The organism is Pseudomonas sp. P8_229 (genome assembly GCF_034008635.1).
Taxonomy (GTDB): Bacteria; Pseudomonadota; Gammaproteobacteria; order Pseudomonadales; family Pseudomonadaceae; genus Aquipseudomonas.
The window spans coordinates 4100927-4125019 of record NZ_CP125378.1; the positions used below are offsets into that span (position 1 = coordinate 4100927).

Annotated in this window: 19 protein-coding genes; 6 read left to right on the forward strand and 13 right to left on the reverse strand. The window is 59.9% G+C overall.

The features are described 5' to 3' along the window. Nucleotides 1-244 precede the first annotated feature (244 nt). The 13 genes from QMK55_RS18410 to yaaA all read right to left on the reverse strand — a co-directional run bounded on the left by QMK55_RS18410 (nucleotide 245) and on the right by yaaA (nucleotide 18417). Nucleotides 245-1696 (reverse strand): mannose-1-phosphate guanylyltransferase/mannose-6-phosphate isomerase, encoded by a 1452-nt coding sequence (locus QMK55_RS18410; protein WP_102356397.1) that lies wholly within the window; start codon nucleotides 1694-1696, stop codon nucleotides 245-247. Nucleotides 1697-1910: 214 nt separating this feature from the next. Next, the gene (locus QMK55_RS18415; protein ID WP_320329704.1) at nucleotides 1911-2567 is read right to left on the reverse strand and encodes an alginate O-acetyltransferase AlgF; all 657 of its coding nucleotides are present in this window, start codon (nucleotides 2565-2567) and stop codon (nucleotides 1911-1913) included. 14 nt (nucleotides 2568-2581) lie between these two features. Next, nucleotides 2582-3757: an alginate O-acetyltransferase gene (locus tag QMK55_RS18420; RefSeq protein WP_320329705.1), complete on the reverse strand. Its 1176-nt coding sequence runs from the start codon at nucleotides 3755-3757 to the stop codon at nucleotides 2582-2584. Between the two features lie 10 nt (nucleotides 3758-3767). Further along, nucleotides 3768-5333: an MBOAT family protein gene (locus QMK55_RS18425; protein WP_320329706.1), complete on the reverse strand. Its 1566-nt coding sequence runs from the start codon at nucleotides 5331-5333 to the stop codon at nucleotides 3768-3770. A 190-nt stretch (nucleotides 5334-5523) separates the two neighbouring features. Continuing rightward, complete coding sequence (locus QMK55_RS18430) at nucleotides 5524-6648, reverse strand: mannuronate-specific alginate lyase (protein WP_320329707.1); 1125 nt, start codon at nucleotides 6646-6648, stop codon at nucleotides 5524-5526. 8 nt (nucleotides 6649-6656) lie between these two features. Continuing rightward, nucleotides 6657-8117, reverse strand: a complete 1461-nt coding sequence (locus QMK55_RS18435; protein WP_320329708.1) for an alginate O-acetyltransferase — start codon at nucleotides 8115-8117, stop codon at nucleotides 6657-6659. Between the two features lie 10 nt (nucleotides 8118-8127). Continuing rightward, on the reverse strand, nucleotides 8128-9699 hold the full coding sequence (gene algG, locus QMK55_RS18440) for a mannuronan 5-epimerase AlgG (protein WP_102356446.1): 1572 nt from the start codon (nucleotides 9697-9699) through the stop codon (nucleotides 8128-8130). Between the two features lie 26 nt (nucleotides 9700-9725). Next, nucleotides 9726-11207: an alginate export family protein gene (locus QMK55_RS18445; protein WP_320329709.1), complete on the reverse strand. Its 1482-nt coding sequence runs from the start codon at nucleotides 11205-11207 to the stop codon at nucleotides 9726-9728. Next, nucleotides 11204-12709, reverse strand: coding sequence for an alginate biosynthesis TPR repeat lipoprotein AlgK (gene algK, locus QMK55_RS18450; protein WP_320329710.1), 1506 nt, complete (start codon nucleotides 12707-12709; stop codon nucleotides 11204-11206). Before algK ends, QMK55_RS18445 begins: the two co-directional genes overlap by 4 nt. Before the next feature lie 15 nt (nucleotides 12710-12724). Next, nucleotides 12725-13894 (reverse strand): alginate biosynthesis protein Alg44, encoded by a 1170-nt coding sequence (locus tag QMK55_RS18455; protein WP_102356406.1) that lies wholly within the window; start codon nucleotides 13892-13894, stop codon nucleotides 12725-12727. A gap of 35 nt (nucleotides 13895-13929) precedes the next feature. After that, entirely contained in the window at nucleotides 13930-15411 is a 1482-nt protein-coding gene (gene alg8, locus QMK55_RS18460; protein ID WP_178082131.1) for a mannuronan synthase, read from the reverse strand. 99 nt (nucleotides 15412-15510) lie between these two features. Then, on the reverse strand, nucleotides 15511-16827 hold the full coding sequence (locus QMK55_RS18465) for a nucleotide sugar dehydrogenase (RefSeq protein WP_102356408.1): 1317 nt from the start codon (nucleotides 16825-16827) through the stop codon (nucleotides 15511-15513). An 810-nt stretch (nucleotides 16828-17637) separates the two neighbouring features. After that, nucleotides 17638-18417 (reverse strand): peroxide stress protein YaaA, encoded by a 780-nt coding sequence (gene yaaA, locus QMK55_RS18470; RefSeq protein WP_102356409.1) that lies wholly within the window; start codon nucleotides 18415-18417, stop codon nucleotides 17638-17640. A 314-nt stretch (nucleotides 18418-18731) separates the two neighbouring features. On the opposite strand from yaaA, the gene QMK55_RS18475 reads away from it, so the two are divergent. The 6 genes from QMK55_RS18475 to QMK55_RS18500 all read left to right on the forward strand — a co-directional run bounded on the left by QMK55_RS18475 (nucleotide 18732) and on the right by QMK55_RS18500 (nucleotide 23965). Beyond that, a complete protein-coding gene (locus tag QMK55_RS18475) occupies nucleotides 18732-19808 on the forward strand; it encodes a polysaccharide deacetylase family protein (RefSeq protein WP_413787285.1) in 1077 nt (358 codons plus the stop codon). Between the two features lie 337 nt (nucleotides 19809-20145). Beyond that, a complete protein-coding gene (locus tag QMK55_RS18480; RefSeq protein WP_320329712.1) occupies nucleotides 20146-21540 on the forward strand; it encodes a PhoH family protein in 1395 nt (464 codons plus the stop codon). A 238-nt stretch (nucleotides 21541-21778) separates the two neighbouring features. Then, nucleotides 21779-22252 (forward strand): cyclic pyranopterin monophosphate synthase MoaC, encoded by a 474-nt coding sequence (gene moaC, locus QMK55_RS18485; protein ID WP_102356412.1) that lies wholly within the window; start codon nucleotides 21779-21781, stop codon nucleotides 22250-22252. Next, nucleotides 22249-22491 (forward strand): MoaD/ThiS family protein, encoded by a 243-nt coding sequence (locus QMK55_RS18490; protein WP_320329713.1) that lies wholly within the window; start codon nucleotides 22249-22251, stop codon nucleotides 22489-22491. Before moaC ends, QMK55_RS18490 begins: the two co-directional genes overlap by 4 nt. 3 nt (nucleotides 22492-22494) lie before the next feature. After that, a complete protein-coding gene (gene moaE, locus QMK55_RS18495) occupies nucleotides 22495-22947 on the forward strand; it encodes a molybdopterin synthase catalytic subunit MoaE (RefSeq protein ID WP_102356414.1) in 453 nt (150 codons plus the stop codon). Between the two features lie 241 nt (nucleotides 22948-23188). Then, a complete protein-coding gene (locus QMK55_RS18500) occupies nucleotides 23189-23965 on the forward strand; it encodes an ABC transporter substrate-binding protein (RefSeq protein ID WP_102356415.1) in 777 nt (258 codons plus the stop codon). Nucleotides 23966-24093 lie beyond the last annotated feature (128 nt).

The window sequence follows — 24093 nt, forward strand, 5'->3', positions numbered from 1 at the left end:
GTGAGGTTGGCGATGGGCAGGATTTCTGTGGTGAAGGTGAAGACGCCTTCGCGAGCAAGCCCGCTCCCACAGGGATGGGGGCTGATCACAAAATCGAGCCATGCCTCGGTCCACTGTGGGAGCGGGCTTGCTCGCGAAGAGGCCAGTACCGACACCGCAGATCCCGGATAAAAAAACCCCCGCCCAACCCACTGCGGATAGGGGACGCAGCGGGCTGGACGGGGGCTTCTTGCTCTGCAGATCGTTACTGCGCGATGGTTTTCACCGACACGCCGCGTTCGATCGGGGTGGAGCGGCCGTAGATATCTTCGAAACGCTCGATATCGTCTTCGCCCAGGTAGCTGCCCGATTGCACTTCGATGATTTCCAGCGGGATCTTGCCCGGGTTGCGCAAGCGGTGCACCGAGGCGATCGGGATGTAGGTCGACTGGTTTTCGCAGAGCAGGAACACGTTTTCATCGCAGGTCACTTCGGCAGTGCCGCTGACCACGATCCAGTGTTCGGCGCGGTGATGGTGCATCTGCAGCGACAGGCACGCGCCCGGTTTGACCGAGATGTGCTTGACCTGGAAACGCCCGCCCATGTCCACCGAGTCATAGGAGCCCCACGGACGGTAGACCTCGCAGTGGTTCTGGGTTTCGCTGCGACCCTGTTCGTTGAGCGTGTTGACCATCTGTTTGACGCCCTGAACCTTGTCCTTGTGGGCGATCATCATCGCGTCCTTGGTTTCGACCACGACGATGTTTTCCAGGCCGATCACCGACACCAGTTTGCCGTTGCCGTGGATCATGCAGTTCTTGCTGTCCTGAATCACCACGTCGCCTTTGCTGACGTTGCCGTTGGCGTCTTTCTCGTTGACTTCCCACAGCGATGACCAGCAACCGACATCGCTCCAGCCGGCGCTCAGCGGCACCACGCAGGCACGCTGGGTTTTTTCCATCACCGAGTAGTCGATGGAGTTGTCCGGGCAGCAGGCGAAGGTGGCTTCGTCCAGTGTGACGGTGTCGGCGTCCTGCTGGCTGCGCTCCAGAGTCAGCAGACAGGTGTCGTAGATGTCCGGATCATGCTTTTTCAGCTCTTCGAGGAAGCGGCTGGCGCGGAACAGGAACATGCCGCTGTTCCAGTAGTAGCCGCCGGATTCGACGTACTCGGTAGCACGTTTGACGTCGGGTTTTTCGACGAAGTGCGAAACGCGGCTGACGCCTTCCGGCAGCAGCGAATCAGCGGTGGACTTGATGTAGCCGTAACCGGTTTCCGGTTTGGTCGCCGGTACGCCGAACAGCACCATTTCGCCGTTTTCGGCGGCCACGGTGGCCAGGGCGAGGGCGCGTTGCAGGGCTTTCTGGTCTTCCAGCACGTGGTCGGCCGGCAGCACCAGCATCAGTTCGTCACGACCTTCGTTGACCAGCATCATCGCAGTCAGCGCCACCGCCGGCGCGGTGTTGCGGCCGAACGGCTCCATCAGGATGCGCTGGCATTCAAGGTTACGGTTGGCCAACTGCTCGTTGACGATGAAGCGGTGATCCTTGTTGCAGACCACGATCGGCGTGTCCATGCCTTCGAACACCAGGCGCTCCAGGGTCTGCTGGAACAGTGTGTGTTCACCGGTCAGGGCGAGGAATTGTTTAGGGAATTGCTTACGCGAAAGCGGCCAAAGACGTGAACCGCTACCACCTGACAAGATCACCGGAATCATATTGTTTACTCCATAAAATCGATTGGTTAGAGGCACGAACGCTGTGTCGTTTCACTCTTGTTTTTGTCTCGTATCCCGATGGCGCCGCGATCCCTTGTAGGAGTGAGCCTGCTCGCGATGAGTGAGAGTCAGTCGACATCAGTGTTGAATGTCAGACCGCAATCGCGAGCAGGCTCACTCCTACAGGGGGAGCCGCGTCAGTCAGGAAAAATGATTAGCGAGTCGACACCGGGCGTTTCACCCAGACTGGCGACAGGCTGCTGCCGGAACCGGTGACGTACAGCACTGCGGCCTCACCGCGCTCCAGGGCGACCGGTTTCACGTCGCCGACTTTCTTGTCGCCTTCGTACAGCGCGAGGCTGACTTTCACCGGGTTGATTTCACGTTCGCCACGGCCCTTGGCGGCCACGTTCGGCACCACGTCGGTCTTGCCGTCGGCGGTCTTCAGGGTCAGCGGCTTGTCGCTGAGGTTCTGTACCCGCACCAGGGATTTCTGCTTGTTCTTGAACGGCGGCTCTTCGATCAGTTGCGGCGCGCCGGAAGCGTTGTTGACCAGGGTGTAGTAGTGGTCACCGGCGAGTTTCACCGGCAAGGTCTGGCTGCCGATCCTGGCGCTGTAATCACCGCCCGGCATGAAGCTGAAGTCGCTGCTGGCCAGTGGCGCAACGTCGCTCAGATTAGTGCTGCCGACGGTGGCGCTGACTTCGGCGTTGCTGGCGTTGTAGACCCGCACGAAGGTCGAACCTTTCGGTGCGGTCGGGCCGTAGAGCGCAGCATCGCCACCGGCGAAAGCCTGGACCGACAGCACGCTGAGGCCAGCAACCAGTGCGAAGCTTTTAGCGAGACGACGAGGAGTAGTCGTGAAAGTCATGGTGTACCTCTCTTTCAGTTTTGCGCCCGATCGGGCGTCTCGGATTTAGTGTTGATTGCTACGTTTTGTTGGCGCGCGCCGGCTTGTTTAAGCTCTGCGACCCACTGCGGGTCGGCGTCGCCGATTTCGTTGTTCACAGGCAGATAACGTTCAGGAAACTCCCAGATCAGCACCTGTGGCGGGCTGTTCTTGAAGTCATCGCTTTTCAGGTAGCTGAGCATCGGCAGGATCGGGCCGTGGCCGTCTTCGGCGTAGTTCACGACGTCGCTGTGCAGCGCTTGTTTCAGCGCACCGACGAAGTTCCAGTTGGGGTTGGCGCTGTAGCTGGTGCCGATCAATGCGACCGGTACTTCGCTGTTGGCGAACAGTGCGTCGTCACCGGCAGGCTGCTCGGCGGCGGCCACGGTGTTGCGCTTTTGCAGCGGCTCTTGCGCCGGCATCAGGTTTTCGAACAGCGGATCGAGCGGCAGGAACAGACGCAGGTCGCCCTTGTGCGTGACCTTCTCCGCCGGCGTGGTGACGAAGCGCTGCGGCTCGCCACTGAGCGGGAATTTGTCGGCGATGGTTTTCGCCAGGGTGTTGGCTGCGATCTCGGCGCCTTCAGGCGTCCAGTGCGTGTCGGTGCGCAGGAACACTTGCTGACCGTTCTGCTTGGCCTGTTGCAGCGGGCCGAGCAGGTCCGGGGCGAGGATCTTGTCCGCCGCGACACGAGCATGGAAGTCCTGATAGAGATTGGCGTGGATGCTCGCCGGTTTCACTTCACCCAGGTGTTCCGGGTACAGGCGCACCTTGGCCGGAACGATTGCCATCACCAGTTTCACGCCTTTGGCCTTGAGGGTCTGGCGCACGCCTTCGACCAGCGCGTAGTTGCCTTGCAGGTTCAGCTCTTCGTTGACGATCGGGTTGAATTCCTCGTCGCTGTACAGCCACTGATCACGACCGAGCACCACGCCCGGACGACCTTCGTTGAACAGTTTGAAATCCAGCGCGGCCCAGAGATTGGTGCCCAGACGCTTGATCGGGAATTCATCGTCGTAGTGGGTTTCCACGGCTTTGGTCCAGCGGCCGTTGAGCACCGTCGCGTCGGCGTTGGTGCTGAAGCCGAAGAAGCTGCGCACCGACCACAGACCGAGCACCAGCAAGGTCACCAGAAACAGCGCGATATAGAAGATGCGTAATGAGCGGGTCATGTCAGATCCCTCAGAACTGGAAGTAAAGGAACGGCGAGAAGCTTTGCGCCGAGAGTTTGAGAATCGAGGCGATGAACAGCAGCAGGATCAGCCCGCGCATCACGTAGCGTGACCAGTCCGGGGTCCAGTAGGCCGGTTGCACCTGGGCTTCGACGCCGACGGTGTAGCCAGGCTCATGGATGCTTGCCGGGTTTTCGCCTGGAGCAGCTTTGATCATCCCCGGGGTCGCCGTGGCAGGGCCGTTGGCCTCGACATTGACTTCAGGTTTGCTCTTGGCCGGCGGCTGGTTGGTGTACAGATCTCGCAGACCGAAGAACGCCAACGTCATGTACGCAACGACAAGGGTCGCCACTTGCAGACCGGTGAGGCTGGCGCGATTGAGTTCCGACAGCGACCAGTCGCCGAAGCTGAACATTGCGCCGTACATGCGTCCGGCGACGTGCAGGTTCTCGGCGCGGAAGATCACCCAGCCCATCACCACCAGCAGGAAGGTCAGCGCCCAGCGGATCGGGTTGAGGCTGCGCGGCGAGGTGTTGATGCCGAGCATTTTTTCGATCGCCAGCCACATGCCGTGCCAGGCGCCCCAGACGATGTAGGTGATGTTCGCGCCGTGCCACAGACCACCCAGGAGCATGGTCAGGAACAGGTTGCGATAGGTCATCAGCGTGCCTTTGCGGTTACCGCCGAGGGTGATGTACAGGTAGTCACGCAGCCAGGTCGACAGGCTGATGTGCCAGCGGCGCCAGAACTCGGTGATCGACTGGCTGATGTATGGCTGCTTGAAGTTTTCCATGAAACGGAAACCCATCATCAAGCCCAGACCGATGGCCATGTCGCTGTAACCGGAGAAGTCGAAATACAGCTGCGCGGTGTAGGCCAGCGCGCCGAGCCAGGCATCACCGGTGGTTGGGTTTTGCAGGGCGAAGCAATGGTCGGCCACCACCGCGAGGGTGTCAGCAATGAACACCTTCTTGATGAAGCCCTGCATGAACCGCGTGCAGCCCTCGGAGAACTTGTCGAGGGTGTGCGTGCGGTTGTTGAACTGGTCGGCGAGGTCGCGGAAACGCAGGACCGGGCCGGCAATCAGGTGCGGGAAGATCGCCACGAACGCCGCGAAGTCGATCAGGTTGCGCGTGGCCGGGGTGTCGCCGCGATACACGTCGATGATGTAGCTGATCGACTCGAAGATGTAGAACGAAATACCGATCGGCAACAGCACGTGGGTCAGGATGAACGGCTCCAGACCGAACGAGGTCATGATCGCGTTGATGCTGTCGACACCGAAGTTGGCGTACTTGAAGTAGCCGAGGATGCACAGGTCGACCGCTACGCCGAGCAGCAGCCAGCGCTGTGCCGGTTTGGTTCTGACGCCGGCGGCACCGACTTTGAGGCCGATCCAGTAGTTCCACAATGTGACGGCGGCGAACAGTGCGAGGAAGTCCACCCGCCACCACGCGTAAAACACGTAGCTGGCGATCAGCAGCAGCAGGTTGCGATAGCGTTGCCCGCTCAAGTAGTACAAGCCGAGAAAGATCGGCAAGAACAGAAACAGGAACACGTTGGATGAAAATACCATCCCGATCTCTCCATGTTTGAACCAACAGTCAAGGGCCAAAGCCCCCCCCAACCCCCCCGTGAAAAACCGGAGGGATGTGATCGTTCCCACGCTCTGCGTGGGAATGCCTCTTGTGACGCTCTGCGTCACGCTTTGGGACGCAGAGCATCCCGTGCTGCATTCCCACGCAGAGCGTGGGAACGATCAGCGACTAACTGCCCTTGTTGCCCTTTTCATGGGACGGGTCGTAGACCTTGGTCAGGTCCCCACCCAGGCGGAAGGTCTTGAACGGCTGCATGCCGTGCTTCTTCTCGATCACATCCGGCGCACAGGTGTAGAGCGTGCAGAACGGTTCGAGCCAGGCGAATTTCATGTCCTCTTTCAGGTCAGTCATGTCCTGTTCTTTACCGTTCTTCTTCTCGAACGCATCCGGGTCTTTCACCCCGGCCAGTACCCGGTCACCCAGACGCTTCAGCGCGCTGTTGTTTTCCTGACGCAGATCGACACCGTTGACCTGGGCGAAACTGGCGATCATCGCCAGCGGCGGCAGGGCGTAGTTGTGATAGGCGAGGGCGCGTTGCTGGCGCTTGAGTTCGTTCGGCAGGTAGCCGTCGGCGTCGACTTGATTGACCCCGACCTTGTATTCCTTCACCGCCCAGTCGAACAGGTCGCGGCGGTTGGTCGCAACCGAGGTCGCCATCACCGACCATGCGGCCCAGTACGAGTGGTTGTTGGTTTTATCCAGCGGCAGGTTGTCCCAGTCGCTGACCACCTGGTCGGCCATTTTGCTGAACCACGCCTCGATCAACTGCGCCTCTTGCTGATGCTCGGCCAGTGGATGCGAGTCGGAGAACTTCAGGCGAATGTAGGACGAGGCCATGCTGCCCAGCGCCCATTTGCGCATCGACTTGCCGGTGTGGTTGAAGTCCTTGGACATCAACGCATCCGCCTTGGCCCACGCGGTCAACCAGTTCAGCGTGCAATCGAGCTGCTCCGGGCGACCGTCGCGCATGAACTGCATCACCCGTTTGGCGGTGCCGCGTTCCAGCGTGGTGATGTCTTTGGTGGTGTCGCGGAAGGCTTTTTCCGACTGCACGTTCAGCGTCGCGCGGGCCTTGTCCGAGCCTTCGTATTTGCTGCGAAATTGCAGCGGTCCGGTGTACGGCGCCGGCATCGCGTCGCAGCCTTCGCTTTTGTCGCCGGTCTTGAATTTATCCACCGGTGCGAAGTAGCCCTGCGGTGGGCGCAGTGGCGCAGCGGCCTGTGTGGCGCCGGCGAACATCGCCAGGCTCAGCAGGGTGGGGGCCAATAAAGATTTCAATTTCGGATTTCGCATAGCAGACCTCATTGCCCGACCTGAGCGGTTTGTTGCCCAGCGCCCGGGAATACGTTGCGTTTGCAGATTTTCGCTTCGACTTTTTGTGGCGCAGTGCCCGCTTCCGGACCCTGGACTTCGACCGCCAGCAGGTTTTGCGAGGCCCAGTCTTCGTCGGTGCGCAACTCAAAGGCGAAACGACCGTCGGTGTCGGAGGTTTCCGGTTTCTCGATCTTGATGTCCTCGTGGCGACCGTTCATGTACCAGAGGGTGGCGTGCAGGGTTTTCACCGAGGTGTCGGCGAAGCGGATGTCGACCTGGTGGCTGCTGTTCTGCAGGTTCAGGTTTTTGCTGTTGACCAGCAGTTCTTGCCTGGTGCCCGGTTTCAGCGTGGTGCTGCCGGTCATCTGGGCGTCTTTGCCTTCGCAGCCGTTGTCGAGAAGGGACATCATCTGGCGATAGATGGTTTCCTGGTCGAGGCGGTACAGCGGCGAGAATTCCCAGATGAGAATCTTCGGCGGAGTCTTCTGGAATTCGTCGCTGCCCAGGTACTGCAGCATCGAACCTTCCAGGCCACCGCCAGGAAACGCGACGTTGAGAATATCGGCGCCGATGGCCTCTTCGAGGAAGCCGGCGAAGTTGTAGTTCTTGCCACTGTGCGAAGTACCGACGAGGGTGATTTGCGGGTTGCCGGAATCACCGAACAGGTCGCCGTCACCGGCCTCGCCTTTTGGCTCGGTGGTGAATTGATCCATGTACTGGATCGCGTAACTGGTGCCGCACAGTTGCCCGGCCATGTTGTGCAGGGTGCCGGTCTTGCCCATGCGCCCGGAGCGCTTGGTTTCGAATTCACGCTTGGGAATGTCGGCAAAGGCCGGGATCTGCTTGACCTTCTCGGCGACGATTTTCGCCGTACGCTGCGCACCGTATGGCGTCCAGTGCTGGTCGCCGCGGAAGTAAAAATCGTGAGCGGGCAGAGTGTCCGGCAGCGATTCGTTGGTCAGCGGCGACAGGTCCGGCACCACGTAACCCATCTGCGCGAAACGGCCGAGCATGGTCTTGTAGTTGCCCAGCGCTTTTTCGTAATCGAATGCGGCTTTTTCCTGCGGGTTGAGCTTGTTGCGGTTCACCAGACCACGGGTCGGCTGGTAGACGATCACCAGTTCGACGCCTTTGCTCTTGAACGCATCATGCAGCTGTTGCAGGCGTTTGTAGCCGGCCGGGGTGGTGTTGAACTCGGTGCGCAAATCTTCCTGCGTGCGGAACAGCCAGTCGCCCTGCGCCTGCACCAGGGTGGTGAAGTTCTGCTGATAACGCGTGGTGTAGTTCTTCGCGTCGTGGGCGGCCGGGCACAGGTTGCAGCACGGTTCGGCGCTGAATTTTGGCGGCGTGGCAGCGGCGCTTTCATCGGCACGGGCGCCGTTGCTGGCCGCGAGAATGCCCACGGTCAGGGCCGACAGGCTGAGTAATTTGATCAAGTGTGAGTGCATAAAATTATCCTCAGTCCCGCATTTCGGTCTGGCGTTCGACAGGGTCGATCAGCACGGCTTTCTGCTGGCGCACCAGCAGGTCGAGAATTTCATCCTGGCGCTCGCCGAGGATGCCGTTGAAACTGATGCCGCTGGATTTGGTCGGCGCCAGCATCGATACGCGGTACAGCTCGACGCTCAAGGGCGAATCGATCGACAGCGGGCCGCTGCCGTTGGCCGCCAGTTCACCGCCAACCACGATCAGCGACACCTGGGCGTCGAACGGGTCGAGCTTGATGTCACGGTCGGTGTCGGTCAGGTCCTTGATGTGGCCGTAGACGCCGGTCAGGCCGTTGGCCATGGCGACGTTTTCGTAGAGGCGGATGTTCACGCTGTTACGAATGCGGATGCCGTGGCGCTTGTTGCTGATGACCTTGTTGCCCCACAGCAGGTTGTCGGCGGACTCGTAGAGGGTGATGCCGTCGGTGTGGTTCTTGTAGATCTCGTTGTAGGCAATGATGTTGTTGACGCTGTTACGGTCGATCACCAGGCCCGAGAGATGGTTGTCGAAGCTCTTGTTGTTGAAGATGAAGCTGTCGTTGACCTCACGGGAAATAATGATCCCGTGTTTCTTCTTGGTGCCATGCACGGTGTTCTCGGCAATGATCAGGCCGTGGGAACGGTCGTGCGGGTCGATGCCGTAAACGATGTTGTCTTTGTAGGTGTTGCCCTTGACCACGAAGTCGCGGGTCTCGTAGCAGTAGAAGCCGTACCACATGTCGGAGAACTCGGAGCCGACGATCCAGCCAGTCGGTTCAGGACGCTTGAGGACCTTGGCCATGTTCGGCGTGTACTGGGAAATACTCACCCCGTACGACTTACTGTTGGCATAGCCGAAGCTGGCCATCTTGCTGTTGACGATGTAGGTCTCGGTACCGCCCCAGGCCAGCAGGAACGGACGGAACTCCTTCGGCGAACGGAAGGTGGCCGGGCCGTTGTCCTTCTCGCGCCAGCCGGTGACCTTGGTGTCACGCACGAACAACTGACCGTCGTTGACCAGGAACGAACCGCCCTCTTGCGACAGGCGCAATTCCTGGGTCTGGCCATCGATTTCGAGAATGCCTTTACGGCCGACGACGATCGGCAACTTCGCCAGGTACACGCCCGGCGAGGTTTCGCTGAAGTACTGCTTGGGCAGTTTCTTCGCCAGGTCCTTGAGGTTCAGGTAGCCGTCGTCGACGAAGATCGCCTGCGGGATGCCGTGCTGACGCACCACCCATTCAGCCATCTTGTTGTCGCCGCCGATGAAGTCCTTCAAGGCGTCTTCCTGCATCATCCGGCGCACGCTGATCTTGCCCGGTTTGCTACGCACGATTTTCGCGGCGGCAGCCTCGGCGGTGAAGCCGGACAAGTCGGGCAGTTTCGGCTTGGCCAGTTCCAGCGCCTCGGTCGGTGCACTGCTGACGGTGTAGGTCTTGGCTTGTTGCAGCTCTTTGGCGGTGGTCACAGGCTTGGCCGGTTCCACCGTGGCGAAGGCGCCAGCGGAGGCCAGCAGCATGGCGCCGGCCAACAGGCTGAGCGAGCCTTTCCTTGCATGGTGCATGTCGGGCACTCCCTTGGCGGTTTGCATCAGAAGCGCCAGATCACGTCGATGAACGCGCGGTGCATGTACGAATCAACCTGCTTGCCATAGGCATCGCCCGGTTTGAACACGCCGCCACGCAAGCGCACCAGCGCCGACGGTTCATCGATCGACTGGCTCAGCGCCGCCGGCAGCAGGCCTTGCTTGAAGTACTTGGTGACCACCAGGTCCATCTCCTGACCCAGGTCCTTGTTGCCATCCTGCAGCGGCAGCGAGGTGCTGGAGAGGATCGCGCCGGTGACGTCGTCGGTGTTGTTTTCCACGGCGTTGATGCCGTTGCTGCCCACCGGCTTGTTGCCGTCCACGCGCCAGAACTTGTGGTAGATCAGGCTGGCGTCGTACTGGTCGTTGAGCATCCACGAACCGAACAGGGTGGCGGTCTGCATGTTGCTCATTTCGCCACGGAACGCTTCGCCGAAGCGGTGAACGCGTGAGCGCGTACCGGTGTAGTTGGAGCGGTTGCTCTCCAGACCGTTCTGTTGGTAGTCGGCGCTGGCACGGGCATACGCCGCGCCGACCTGCCACTGCGGATCGAGGCGCAGACGCACGCCGAGGTCGGTGGCCCAGCCGTTGATGTCGTCGCTGCGCTTGGCTTGTGCCGGGCGCGTACCGTCGGCGTTCAGCGCGTTGACCGTGTCGCGGTCGCCGCTCATGCCGGTGATGCTGCCCCAGTAGTTGACGGTGTTGGTGTTGCGCCAGTTGTAGGCGTCGCTGTCGGCGGTCAGGCCGAGCCAGCTGATGTCGCCGTTCTGGGTTTTATCGAGGGTGTCGCGGGGCACACCCGGTTCGGCGTAATCGAGTTTGCCGTCATCGTGGGTGTGGTGGCCGCGAATGCCGACCCAGTTACCCGGTGCCCACTGGTAGGCGGCATCGGCGTAGGCGTGCAGGCGATCCTTGTCTTTGGGGGCCAGTTCTTTCAGGTCGGTGCGGTATTCGCTGAAGCGTTCGGCGACGCCGACGTTGGCGCGCAGCAGGGTGGTGTCGAACGTCCAGTTCAGCGCTTCGATGTTGGTGTCGCGCCATTGGCCGTCGTCATTGCGCAGGCGCTGGCGACCGAACTTGAGCATTTCGCCCGGGTACGGCGTGAAGCCGCTGTAGCCGACCCAGAACTCGCGCATCGCCAAGTAGTTTTTCTTGGTCTGGCGGTCACCGCTGTCGGTGGTTGCGGCGCCATCGGATTGCTGCAGGGTGTCGGTCTCGATGATGTCGGTGGAGGTCACGGCCTGGCCCATGGCGTAGGCGCTCCACGCGCCGCTTTCGCCGTAGATCCACGGACGCAGGTCCAGGCCCACACCGTTGACGTCGCCACCGGGTGCGGTACCGAGGTCGCGGTCGTCTTCGGACTGGCCGGTGATTTTCACTTCCAGGCCGAAGTTCTTGGTTTCGGTCATCGCGGCCAGAGTCGGGCAAGACCAGATCAGCGCGAACGTGAGGCCAATACCGGCCTTCACAAAGGGATTCAACTTCATAGGGATTCCTCGCCGTCTTCTTCTTGCAGGGCGTGCAGTTGCAGCGTGTTCTGGTTCAGGGCGCCACGGCTGGCCTGTTCCTGTTGCAGCAGGCGCTGGGCTTCGGCCAGACGCTCGGGCGGCAATTGCGCTGCGAGGGTGGTCGCCAGTTCATCGGCTTGCGGTGTGTTCTGTGCCTTGGCCAACTGGCTGAACACGTAGGCGTTGAGCGGGTCGGGCTTGGTGCCCTTGCCTTGGGAAAACAGTTGGGCGATGGCGAAATCGGCGCTGTTCTGGCCGTTGCGCGCAGCGGTCAGCAGATGGTCGAGAGCCTTCTGCGGATAGACCTTGCCCAGATATCCACGGCGATAGATCTGGCCGAGGTAGTAGTCGGCGGCGACTTCACGGCCGACGGCTTTCTGGAAGTGTGCTTCGGCGACTTTCGCATCGGCCGGGACCATTTTGCCTTCGTAGTAGAGCTTGCCCAGCAACAGTTCGGCGCGCGGCTGGTCAGCGGCGCGGCCGTTGTCGAGGTACTTCATCATCTGGTCGACGTCGCCCAGTTCCGGGAAATCGTAAAGCAGTTGCGCGAGGGTCACCCACGACGCCGGGTAGCCCGGGGCGATCGGTTCGAGCAGCGCTTGCGCGGTCTTTTCGTCGGTCTTGCCCAGGGTCGAATCAGCCAGTACACGAGCCACGGAATCGATCCGCTGCGCGGTGACGCTGCCACGGCTGTAACCAGCCTGCAGCTGCTTGATCAGCTCGGCCTGTTGCTCCGGCTGGGCACGTTTCTGATAGACCGTGGCCAGTTCGACGTAGCAGATGTCGGTGGTGTTGAGTGCGGCTTTGCAGATCTTTTCCACGTCATCCAGATGCTGGTCGTAAGTGCCCTGGGTGCGATACAGCAGCACCTGGGCCAGACCCGCTTCCGGATAGCCGGATTTGCGCCACTGATCGATCTGCTGCTGAGCGTTGATGTTGGGGAAGCTGTGCGGGTATTGCAGGTACAGCATCGCCAGTGGGATCAACGTGTTGCCTTCGCCATGGGCGGCGGCTTTTTTCAGCAGGCTTTCGGCCTCGTGGTGCTCGGCTTCGGTGGAACCTGGTTTGGCCACCAGCAGGCGACCGAGACGGGCCTGGGCCCGTGGCGACACGTCGGCGGCGGCGCGGTAGGTCGCTTCGGCCTGTTTGATCTGCTCGGGATCACGGCTGTCGACCTGAATATCGGCGAGGCCGACTTGCGCCTCGCTGTAACCCAGGTCCGCCAGCGCACGGTAGTTCTGCGCGGCGGTGGCGGTGTCACCACGCTTGAGTGCTTCGTTGGCCAGACGTTGGTCAGGCAGGCCGGCGCAACCGGCCAGAGAGACTGCTAATGCAACTGCACACAGAGGACCCATGTGGGAGCGGGCTTGCTCGCGAAAGCGGTGTGTCAGCCCACACTGATTCTGAATGTTGAACCGCATTCGCGAGCAAGCCCGCTCCCACAAGGGCTGCGGCGTATTCAAGAGAGTTGGAGTAGTCACAGGCATGTCCTCGACTTAAAGACCGGCAGCCATGGCTTTGTCGATCAGCCAGTTCAGGTTCGGACCACGGTCGCTGTTCACTTCCACCGGGCGACCGGCGAAGGTGCTGTCCAGCGGCTCGTCCGGCTGGATCTGCACGCGGATGTCGGAGGACAGGTCGGCGCTCTTCAGGCTGGTGCTGCTGATGATCTTGCCGGTGCGGGTCTGGTCTTCGCCGGCGATCTGGAAGCTCACCCGGGTGCCCGGACGCACGTCGCCGAACTGGCGATAAGAGAAGCGCGCATCGACGGTGGCCTGGGTGTTGCGCGGTACCAGGGTGAAGATCACGTCGCCCTTGCTCGCGTACTGCCCGTCAGCCACCAGTTGCTGGGCGACGGTGCAATCGCAAGGGGAGGTCAGGGTGCCGGTCATCTGCTTGCCGAACAGTTCTTCAACCTTGGCCGGTTGCAGTTGGTCTTCGTCCAGATGGCCCTTGAGCACGTCGAGCATGCTGGTGCTGAACGTCGCCAGCGGTGCGCCTTTGGCCGCAACACCGTCGGACTTGACCAGGCTCTGCACGGTGCCGTCGCGCGGCATGGTGATGTTCATCCCCGGCACGCTGACCAGGCCCGCCTGCGCATGGCTGACGAAGTACATGCCGTACACCGACTTGAAGACGAAACCGAACGCGACCAGACCGATGGCGAACACCCCGGCGCTGAAGGTCACCGCTTTCAGACGGCCGAACGGGGTCATGCCGTGGCCGCCGTCCTTGACCTTGCGCGCCTTGGTGAAGTTGTCGCGCTGCAGGGTCGCCAACACTTCACCCATGCTGACGATATCGCCGGCCAGGTGCGAAGTGATCAGGTGACGCAGGGTCGAGATGTCCTGTGGCTCCAGGTTCTGGAACTGGCAACCGGCGCGGCCGGTCTGGCGGTCGTAGGAACGCACTTGCAGTTCGACATCCATGGCCAGGCCGAGGTTGTCGATCACGAACTGCAGACGCGCCTTGTACACGTCGCCGGCCTTGAGCGGCAGTTGCCCGGCGTTGAACGCCAGACCTCCGGCGGACAGATCGAGGACCCGCGCTTCGACTGGCGTCCGGTCTGGGCCGAAGAACCGCAGTTTGGCCGGGATTTTTACCCGGGCGTGCTGGCGCTGAGCTTCAGATTCATGCACTACGTTGGCGTTGACGGCGGTATTCATAGGGGCGATTTCCTTGTTAATTCAATAGGGGCGGGTCAGACCATCATCAGCAGCACGGCGACGAAAATGCTGCCGGCGGAGAAGGTCATGGTCCGAGACGACCAGGTGTTGAACCAACGTTGAAAGCTGGCGAGATCACGGGTCAGGGAAGTGGGTTGGCGAGTCCAGGATTGTTGGTCGAGGCGGAAGAACACGTAGATCTTCACCAGCGCACCGACGATCTGGTTGTAATAGAGAATCGCCGGGTAGGCCGGGCCGATCCGGTGACCGGAGCACGACAGCAGCAGGGTCAGAATCAGGCGGGTGATGCCGATCCACAGCAGGTAGGCGAGGATGAACGCGCCGCCGTACTTGAAGCTGGCGATGATTGCCACGGTCAGCCCCAGCAGCGAGGTCCACATCGACACGCGCTGATCGAACAGCACCACCGAGGTGAACGCGCCGAGGCGTTTCACACCCAGGCCCAGGGCGCGTGAGTTCTGGCGCAGGTTGTTGCCGTACCAGCGGAACATCAGTTTGCGGCTGGCCTTGATGAAGCTCTTTTCCGGCGGGTGTTCAACGGTGTTGATCGCCGCATCCGGCACATAAAAGGTGTCGTAACCCAGGCGCATCAGGCTGAACCAGCTCGACTTGTCGTCGCCGGTGAGAAACTTGAAACGGCCCAGGCGCCAGTGTTGCAGCGAGTCGCTTTCGACGTCGGCGATGAATTCCGGGTTGGTCACCACCGTGGCGCGGAATACCGACATACGCCCGGTCATGGTCAGTACGCGCTTGGACAGGGCCATCGAGCACATGTTGATGTGGCGCTGGGCGAAACGCAGCTTGTGCCATTCGCTCATGATGTAGCCGCCGCGCACTTCGCAGAACTCGTTGGTGGTCAGGCCGCCGACGTTGCCGAACAGCTGGAACCACGGCACGGTCTTGCGCACAGAGCCTTCGCCGAGCACGGTGTCGCCGTCGATCACGGCGACCACGGCGCGGTCGTCCGGCAGGTGACGGGAGATCGCGCGGAAACCATAGGCCAGGCCATCGCGCTTGCCGGTGCCGGGAATGCGCACGAAGTCGAGTTTGACTCGTGCCGGCGGATTCATCCGCGCCCAGAGTGCCTTGACCAGCAACTCATCGGACATTTCCACGATCGAGCAGACCACGGTGGTCGGCAGTTCGCAGTCGATGGCTTCGCGGATCACCGAGCTGTAGACCTGCGCCGTGGTCAGCGCGTCGATACGGAAACTGGTGACCATCAGAAACACATGCGACGGGTCCGCCGCTTTACCCAGCTTGCGTACTTTGCGACGCAGGTGCGGGTAAACGATGTAGAGAAAAATCATGCCGCGCACAAAGTGCGTTGCACCCATCGAGTAGCGCCAGATACCCACGGCGCCAATCAGGAAAATGAAGTCCTTCGACTCGGAGTCGAACGTGGACGTGGGCAGCATCAAGGCCAGGCCCATCAGCAGACTGAGATAAAAAAACCAGCCGGCTGATTGCAGAAAAAAATGTTTGAGCTTGCTCATCAGCGTCATCCGAAGGTAAGGGAGGCTTCAAGTTGCAAGCGTCAAGCTGCAAGCAAATCGCTTTGACTTGCAGCTCGAAGCTTGTCGCTTGGCGCTGAGTTACCAGCAAATGCCTTCGGTGCGCGTACCGGCGTCAGTGGCTTTGGCCATGAAGCCGACCAGGTCGATGACCTGTTTGCCGTGCGGTGCTTGCTGGGCCAGCGAGCGGAACTTCTCGTCGCGGTTGCCGAGGATGATCACGTCGGAGTTGTCGATCACCGAATCGAAGTCCGCGTTGAGCAGGGACGACACGTGGGGGATCTTCGACTCGATGTAGTCCTTGTTCGCGCCGTGAACACGGGCGTACTCGACGTTGCTGTCGTAGATGCTCAGGTCGTAACCCTTGCCGATCAGCATTTCGGCCAGTTCCACCAGCGGACTTTCGCGCAGGTCATCGGTACCGGCCTTGAAGCTCAGGCCGAGCAGGGCGACTTTGCGTTTGTCGTGGCTTTCAACGATGTCGAAGGCGTTCTGCACTTGCGATTCGTTGCTGCGCATCAGCGAGTTGAGCAGCGGCGCTTCGACGTCCAGCGAACCTGCACGGTAGGTCAGGGCGCGCACGTCTTTGGGCAGGCACGAACCGCCGAAGGCGAAGCCCGGGCGCATGTAGTACTGGGACAGGTTGAGGGTCTTGTCCTGGCAGACCACTTCCATCACTTCACGGCCATCGACGCCAACCGCTTTGGCGATGTTGCCGATCTCGTTGGCGAAGGTCACTTTGGTCGCGTGCCAGACGTTGCAGGTGTACTTGATCATCTCGGCAACGGCGATGTCCTTGCGGATGATCGGTGCATCGAGTTCTTCGTACAGCGATTGCAGAACGTCGCCGGATGCTTTGTCGAATTCGCCGATGACGGTCATCGGTGGCAGGTCGTAGTCGGCGATGGCGGTGGATTCACGCAGAAATTCCGGGTTGACCGCGACGCCGAAGTCGACGCCGGCCTTCTTGCCCGAGCAGTCCTCGAGAATCGGGATCACCACGTTGGCGACGGTGCCCGGCAGCACGGTGCTGCGGACCACGATGGTGTGGCGAGTGGATTTTTCACGCAGCACGAAACCGATCTCGCGGCACACGGCCTCGATGTAGTTCAGTTCCAGATCGCCGTTCTTCTTGCTCGGTGTACCGACGCAGATCATCGACAGGTCGGTGTCACGAATCGCCTCGGCGAAGTTGGTTGTACCGCGCAGACGACCGGTCTCGATACCCTGAGCCAGAAGTTCGCCCAGACCTGGTTCAACAATCGGCGACTTGCCGGCGTTGATCATGTCGATCTTGTCTTTGGCAACATCGACGCCAACCACGTCATGGCCCCGTGCAGACAGGCAACCGGCACACACTGCGCCAACGTAACCCAAACCAAATATGCTGATGCGCATCGCAATTACCTCTGTGTTTTATCAAGCCATTAGATGGCCGGAGTTAATGGTGTTCAGCGGTCATAGTGCACTCGGAAGTGCGGCATGCAGGCGCCACAATGCCGTGTGCAGGCATACTAAGTTCCGAGTGTCTAAATAAATGCACTCAAGATGTGCGCAACTAGGCCTGGTTGTTATGACTTGCCCTGTTATGCAGCCGATCTTCTTGCTGGAAGACTCTTGTGCATGTGTTCCGCCCACCTGATGTCGGACGTAACGCCCTTAAATCAAGCGGTTGGGTGCTCAGGCGAGCACGTCTACAGGGGCGCAGCCTTGGCCTTGTAGAGGATGTTTATGGTGCGTATCACCTATCCATCGTTAGTTGATCAGATGAGTGAGCCATCTAGGCAAGTTGCTGTGACAACTTGGTTACATGGTTCTCCGCTCTGCGTAAGTTATCTCGTACAAACTCGGCGAGAATCGTTACCGGTGGTATGAGCTATGCATTTGGACATAGTTCCTACCCGTTCATCGTCGAATCTGAAATTTTTTGAAATATTGCCAAAGATGGCACTGGTCTCAATTTGATAGCACTTTCGATTTCGCCCTTTATTAATAGGCGGATAATCGCGTTAGATGTTTTTGTGCCACTACCGTGAAAAAATTTAGGTGCCACTACTGAAAAAAATCGCGGCTGTCGAGTGAAACTAAAATTAGAATTGGGGAGGACGATTTTATGGCGCCAATAAAACGGCGAAATATGGCGAGGGATTTTTGACGTCGTGCGAGCTGCACGACTCTTTATAGAAAGAGTCGTGCAATGGGCATGCTTTATTCCGGGGCGTGATCGCGCAAAAACACCAGGTTGTCCGGTTTCGATTGCTCGGCGCTGAAGCGATAGCCCTGCACATCGAACTGTTTGAGGGCAGCCGGATCGTTGATCCGTTCCTGAATCACGAAACGGCTCATCAGGCCACGGGCCTTCTTCGCGTAGAAGCTGATGATCTTGTACTGGCCGTTTTTGAAGTCCTTGAACTCGGTGTTGATGATCCGCGCATTCAGCGCGCTGCGCTTGACCGCCGAGAAGTATTCGTTGGAGGCCAGGTTCAGCAGCACGTCATCGCCTTGTTCGGCGAGCGCTTCGTTGAGCCATTCGCTGATGCGCGTGCCCCAGAATGCGTACAGATCCTTGCCACGGGCGTTGGCCAGTTTGGTGCCCATTTCCAGACGATACGGTTGCATCAGATCCAGCGGGCGCAGCAGGCCATAGAGGCCGGAGAGCATCCGCAGGTGCTTTTGCGCGTAGTCGAACTGGTCTTCGCTGAACGATTGCGCATCGAGACCGGTGTACACGTCACCCTTGAACGCGAGCAGGGCCTGCTTGGCGTTTGCCGGGGTGAAGGCGGGCGTCCAGCTGCCGAAACGCGCGGCATTCAGGCCGCCGATCTTGTCGGACACGTGCATCAGTTCGCTGATTTGCGCCGGGCTCAGTTCGCGCAGTTGCTGGATCAGCTCCTGGGAATGGTCGAGGTATTGCGGCTGAGTGAAGCGCTGGGTCGCCGGCGGTGTTTCATAATCGAGGGTCTTGGCGGGGGAAATCACCATCAGCATGAAGTCGTCTCCTTTAATCGTGGGGGCGATTCTAGGGGGTTGGCGGTGCTGACTCCAGCTATCAAGCCCATAGGTGATCGACGGCTCACCTCAATTCCCTTGTGGGAGGGGGCTTGCTCCCGAAGAGGCCGTGTCAGTCGCTATAGGTGTTGAATGACCCACCGCATTCGCGAGCAAGCCCGCTCCCACAGGGGCTAGGTGTTGCTGCAAAGAATCGTGTGAGATCAGCTATAGTGCCGCGCGGGTTTGGTTATGGAGACACCCCTTTGCGCATTGTTCTTTTATTCACCGCGTGGCTGTTGAGCTGCGGTGCCATGGCGGCACCGGGTGACGTGGCGACGCTGGATCGCAGCACCTGGCCGGAGCAGCTCAGCAACCCGACCCTGTTCGACGTCGCGTCCCGCGCGGAAATCCTCATGTTCGCCCGTGGCCTGCTCGGCACCGAAGCGCTGGACGAGGCCGCGCTGGCCCAGCGTCTAGGGCTGCGTACGGTCAATCTCGGCGCGATCAACAGCCTGCGTCAGCGGTTGTGGGAACGACTGTTGGCCGGCTACAACTTCGCCCAGCAGAGCTGCGATCAGGACGCCTCCTTCTGCTTCCTCGTCGAAGATTTGCCGTCGTTGCGCGAGCAGGCGGCCAAGTTCGTGGTCAGCGACGACAGTTATTACACCAAGTGGGCGGAGCCGAGCCGGCTGTTTCATTTGCAGTACCTGGACGAGCTGATGCGCAAGGCCGCGCTGTCGCCGCAAACCAGCAGCGAAGTCGATCATTTTGGCGACTACGAGCGCAATGGCGACGAGATGCACGATCGGCTGTTTCTGCTGAGTTTCGACAGCGCCGCCAATCTGCTGCCGGACAACACCGACTGGATCGCCGACTACCTGCGCAAATCCAATCTGAGCGGCACCTTCTTCCTCCTGGGCAAGGACGTGCAGGCGCGGCTGGCGGATCGCTCGGTGAGCAACCTGCAATCGGAGTTCTCCAAACAGTGCGTTGGCGTGCAGGGCTGGGAGTTCCGTTCCCACAGCCACTGGCAGGACTGGCAGGACTCGGTGCGCCGCAGCAGCGATCTGGTGAAGAGCAAGCTTCCGGAAAACTACGTACCGCTGTTCCGTCCGCCGGAGGGGCAGCGCCGCAGTGATGCCGGCAGTTTCTTCCGCAATCAGGGTCTGCAAGTGGCGCTGTGGGACATCGATGCCCAGGACGGCGCGGGCAAACTCAAGGGCGCGCCGAGTGCGCAGCGGGTGTTGACCCAGATGCTGTTGTGGCGCCATGGGGTGATCAATTTCAACATGAAACAGGATGCGGTGAAGACCGCGCTGCCGTGGCTGATTACGCAAACTGCGCAAAGCGGGATCGGCTGGGAGGATTGTCAGGACGGGTTTCGCTGACAAACGGCAAAAGCCCGGGAACATTGGGCTTGGGGCGATTTTTATAGAGAATTCGATGCAGGCGGACTTCCGACTTTAGCGGTGTCTGGACGGTCCGCCAAGGGCTTTTCGTCACTCTGCAAAATAAACTTAAAAAAACCGTCAAAGTACTTTTTTATGTCATGGGTTTTGGAGTATTACGAAGACAGACCGCCGAAACCTGCAACACAGGTGGCGTCTTCCAAGACCCGTTTGTTTGCAGTCACTTGAATCTCCGCAGGTGAGGTTTCGGCAGTCACTTCGAGGCGCAGCACCGCTCAGGTATTGCGTCGAATGGCTCCCACAAAGGTGACCGAGTATGGATGATCACGGACGTAGCCCTTCTTCCAACCAGCCAATCCTTTATGTACTCGATACCAACGTATTGATTCACGATCCAAATGCCCTGCTGAATTTCGAAGAACACCACGTCGCGATCCCGATGACCGTGCTTGAGGAACTGGACAAGCTCAAGAGCGGCCATCACAGCGTTGCTGCCGAATGCCGTCAGGCTATCCGTCTGATTGACAAGACCCTGGGCGATGCCTCCCCCGAGGATGTCGAACTGGGCGTGCCGATCCAGCGCGGCAAGGGCGGGCCGAAGGGCTTGCTGTCAATTCTGATGAGCAAACAGGCCGAGTCGAGCCTGATTCTGCCCGAGCATCTGAACGACAACAAAATCATCAACCAGTTGATCGACCTGCACACCCGCGATCCAAAAAAGCCTGTGGTGCTGGTCACCAAAGACATCAACATGCGCCTCAAGGCGCGCGCCTGCGGCATTGATGCCGAGGATTACAGCACCGACCAACTGGTCGATGACGTGTCCCTGCTGCCCAATGGCTACCACAACATGACTGGCTCTTTCTGGGACCGCGTGAGCAAGGTCGATACCCGTCAGGATCACGGCCGCACCTGGCATCAGGTGCAACTGATCGACAACCTGCCGGCGGTGCATATCAACGAGTTCATCATCGATGAACAGGGCTTTGTCGGCTGGATCAAGGAAATTCAGGAAGATCGGCTGCTGATTCTCGACCTGCACCAGGAACCGCTGCTGCACCAGGAAGCCTGGGGCCTCAAACCACGCGACATTTATCAGAGTCTGGCGCTATACGCGCTGCTGGATCCGGACATCCATCTGGTCAATCTGTCGGGTGCGGCAGGTTCGGGTAAAACCATTCTGGCGCTGGCCGCTGCGATCGAGCAGACCATGGTCAGCAAGCGTTATCGCCGAATCATCGCGACCCGCAGCGTGCAGGGCCTGGACCAGGAAATCGGCTTCCTGCCCGGCACCGAAGCGGAAAAAATGGAGCCGTGGCTGGGCGCCATTACCGACAACCTCGAAGCTTTGCACATGGATGACGAAAACACCCATGGCAGCGTCGATTACATCCTCAGCAAAGTGCCGTTGCAGTTCAAATCGCTCAACTACATTCGCGGTCGCAGCTTCCAGCAGAGCCTGATCCTGATCGACGAATGCCAGAACCTCACGCCGCACCAGATGAAAACCATCATCACCCGGGCGGGCGCTGGTTCCAAAGTGGTGTGCCTGGGCAACTTGGCACAGATCGATACCCCTTACCTGTCCGCGACCAGCTCCGGGCTGACCTACCTGACCGAACGCTTCAAGGATTTCCCGAACGGGGTGCACATCACCCTGCAGGGCGTGCCACGTTCGATTCTGGCCGAATACGCCGAATCGCATTTGTAACCCTTCAACCGAAGCCGGGCGGCCCGAAAGCCGCCCGGTTTTTTATGCCCTACGCAAATCAAAATGCAGGAGTGAGCCTGCTCGCGATAGCGGTCGATCAGTGGACATCAATGTTGAATATCAGACCGCTATCGCGAGCAGGCTCACTTCTACAGGGGATAGTGGTGAACTCGTAATCAGGGATGCAGAAATTTGACTCGCAGGTTTACAATCCACGCTCCTGATCAGGAGTAATCCCGTGCTGACTCATCTCGATTCCCAAGGTCGCGCCAACATGGTCGACGTCACCGAAAAAGCCGTGACGTTCCGTGAAGCGACGGCCCAGGCGCTGGTGCGCATGCTCCCCGAAACCCTGCAGATGATCGTCAGTGGCGGCCATCCCAAGGGTGATGTGTTTGCCGTGGCGCGTATCGCCGGCATTCAGGCAGCGAAGAAAACCAGTGATCTGATTCCCCTGTGCCACCCGCTGATGCTCACCGGCGTCAAAGTCGAGCTCAGTGCTGAAGGCGATGACAGTGTGCGCATCGTCGCGCGCTGCAAACTGTCCGGGCAGACCGGCGTCGAAATGGAAGCGCTGACCGCCGCCAGCGTCGCCGCCCTGACCCTCTACGACATGTGCAAAGCCGTCGATCGTGGCATGACCATCGAAAGCGTGCGCCTGCTGGAGAAGGTCGGCGGCAAGAGCGGGCATTTCCAGGCGGAGCAGCCATGAAGCTGACGGTGAAGTTTTTTGCCCGTTACCGTGAAGCGCTGGGCGTGGATTCGGTGGCGGTCGAAGGTGATTTCGCCACCGTCGATGACGTGCGCGCACTGCTCGTGCAACGTGGCGGTGCCGAGGTGTTGAGCGAACAGAACCTGATGTGCGCCCGCAACGAAGACCTGTGCCAGCTCGACGAGCCGGTGAGTGACGGCGACGAAGTGGCGTTTTTTCCCACCGTGACCGGAGGCTGAGCCATGGCGATTCGTGTGCAGTGCGCGGCGTTCGATCCCGGTGCTGAAGTCAACGCGATGCACGCGGCCAACGTCGGCGTCGGCGCGGTAGTGAGTTTTGTCGGCTACGTGCGCGACTTCAATGACGGGCTGGACGTGGCCGGGATGTTTCTCGAGCACTACCCGGGCATGACCGAAAAAGCCCTGGGCAAGATCACCGTTGAGGCCGAACAGCGTTGGCCACTGTTGAAGCTGGAAGTGTTGCACCGCATCGGCGCGCTGGAGCCGGGTGAGCCGATCGTGTTTGTCGGTGCAGCCAGTGCCCATCGTCAGGCCGCTTTCGATGCCTGCGCCTTTGTCATGGACTACCTGAAAACCCGCGCGCCGTTCTGGAAGAAAGAAAACACCAGCGACGGCCCGCGCTGGGTTGAAGGGCGGGACAGTGATCACGCCGCAGCCGATCGCTGGAAGAAATAAAACCCGCGTCGTCCTCAAGTCAGTCATCGCGATCAGGCTCACTCCTGCAGTTGGAATGCGTTCCCCTGTAGGAGTGAGCCTGCTCGCGATGGCGTCATTCGCCACACAACAATATCCTGACTCTCTGCCCAATTGACGGTTTGTACGTAAAAGTCCAGTATGGATTTACAAGTATAAAAAAGCCGTTCCAGCTCTTTTCTTCTGTCTTGCCAAACCAACAACAACCCGCGAGAGAACGAACATGAAGAAACTCCCCCTCATCACCGGTCTGGCCCTGAGCCTGTTGGCGTGCACCAGCGTGTTTGCCGCCGAGAAAACCCTGCGCATCGGCATCGAGGCCGCCTATCCGCCATTCGCCTCGAAAACCGACAAGGGTGAAATCGTCGGTTTCGACTACGACATCGGCAATGCCCTGTGCGTGCAGATGAAGGCCAAGTGTGTGTGGGTCGAGGGTGAGTTCGATGGCCTGATTCCTTCGCTGAAAGTGAAGAAAATCGACATGGCCCTGTCGTCGATGACCATCAACGAGGATCGCAAGAAGTCGGTGGATTTCACCCACAAGTACTACTTCACCTCATCGCGACTGGTGATGAAGGACGGCGCCACGGTGGATGACCAGTACGCCAGCCTCAAGGGCAAGAACGTCGGCGTGCAGCGCGCCACCACTACCGATCGTTATGCCACCGAGGTGTTTGAGCCGAAGGGCATTAACGTCAAGCGCTACAGCAACAACGAAGAGATCTACATGGACCTGGCGGCCGGGCGCCTCGATGCGATTTTCGCCGACACCATTCCGCTGACGGACTTCCTGTCGATGCCGCGTGGCAAGGGCTATGCGTTTGTCGGGCCTGAGTTGAAGGATCCAAAGTACGTGGGCGAGGGCGCGGGGATTGCGGTGCGCAAGGGCAATACTGAACTGGTCAGCGAGTTGAACACGGCCATCGACGGGATCCGTGCGAGTGGCGAGTATCAGAAGATCTCCCAGAAGTATTTCAAGTCCGACATCTACGGCGACTGATAGCCCGCCTTCGGGAGCAAGCCCCCTCCCACAGGGGAACGCATTCCAATGTGGGAGACTTCCGAGAAGTATTTCAAGTCTGACATCTACGGCGACTGATGGCCCGCTATCGTCGGAACGCCGCCCGG

Coding starts and splice junctions, on each gene's coding strand:
- algG (WP_102356446.1), bottom strand. CDS start 9,699: ATGCACCATGCAAGGAAAGGCTCGCTCAGCCTGTTGGCCGGCGCCATG.
- QMK55_RS18435 (WP_320329708.1), bottom strand. CDS start 8,117: ATGCACTCACACTTGATCAAATTACTCAGCCTGTCGGCCCTGACCGTG.
- QMK55_RS18475 (WP_413787285.1), top strand. CDS start 18,732: ATGGCGGCACCGGGTGACGTGGCGACGCTGGATCGCAGCACCTGGCCG.
- QMK55_RS18425 (WP_320329706.1), bottom strand. CDS start 5,333: ATGGTATTTTCATCCAACGTGTTCCTGTTTCTGTTCTTGCCGATCTTT.
- QMK55_RS18455 (WP_102356406.1), bottom strand. CDS start 13,894: ATGAATACCGCCGTCAACGCCAACGTAGTGCATGAATCTGAAGCTCAG.
- QMK55_RS18430 (WP_320329707.1), bottom strand. CDS start 6,648: ATGCGAAATCCGAAATTGAAATCTTTATTGGCCCCCACCCTGCTGAGC.
- QMK55_RS18415 (WP_320329704.1), bottom strand. CDS start 2,567: ATGACTTTCACGACTACTCCTCGTCGTCTCGCTAAAAGCTTCGCACTG.
- QMK55_RS18480 (WP_320329712.1), top strand. CDS start 20,146: ATGGATGATCACGGACGTAGCCCTTCTTCCAACCAGCCAATCCTTTAT.
- QMK55_RS18410 (WP_102356397.1), bottom strand. CDS start 1,696: ATGATTCCGGTGATCTTGTCAGGTGGTAGCGGTTCACGTCTTTGGCCG.
- alg8 (WP_178082131.1), bottom strand. CDS start 15,411: ATGAGCAAGCTCAAACATTTTTTTCTGCAATCAGCCGGCTGGTTTTTT.
- QMK55_RS18500 (WP_102356415.1), top strand. CDS start 23,189: ATGAAGAAACTCCCCCTCATCACCGGTCTGGCCCTGAGCCTGTTGGCG.
- QMK55_RS18490 (WP_320329713.1), top strand. CDS start 22,249: ATGAAGCTGACGGTGAAGTTTTTTGCCCGTTACCGTGAAGCGCTGGGC.
- QMK55_RS18420 (WP_320329705.1), bottom strand. CDS start 3,757: ATGACCCGCTCATTACGCATCTTCTATATCGCGCTGTTTCTGGTGACC.
- QMK55_RS18445 (WP_320329709.1), bottom strand. CDS start 11,207: ATGAAGTTGAATCCCTTTGTGAAGGCCGGTATTGGCCTCACGTTCGCG.
- yaaA (WP_102356409.1), bottom strand. CDS start 18,417: ATGCTGATGGTGATTTCCCCCGCCAAGACCCTCGATTATGAAACACCG.
- moaE (WP_102356414.1), top strand. CDS start 22,495: ATGGCGATTCGTGTGCAGTGCGCGGCGTTCGATCCCGGTGCTGAAGTC.
- QMK55_RS18465 (WP_102356408.1), bottom strand. CDS start 16,827: ATGCGCATCAGCATATTTGGTTTGGGTTACGTTGGCGCAGTGTGTGCC.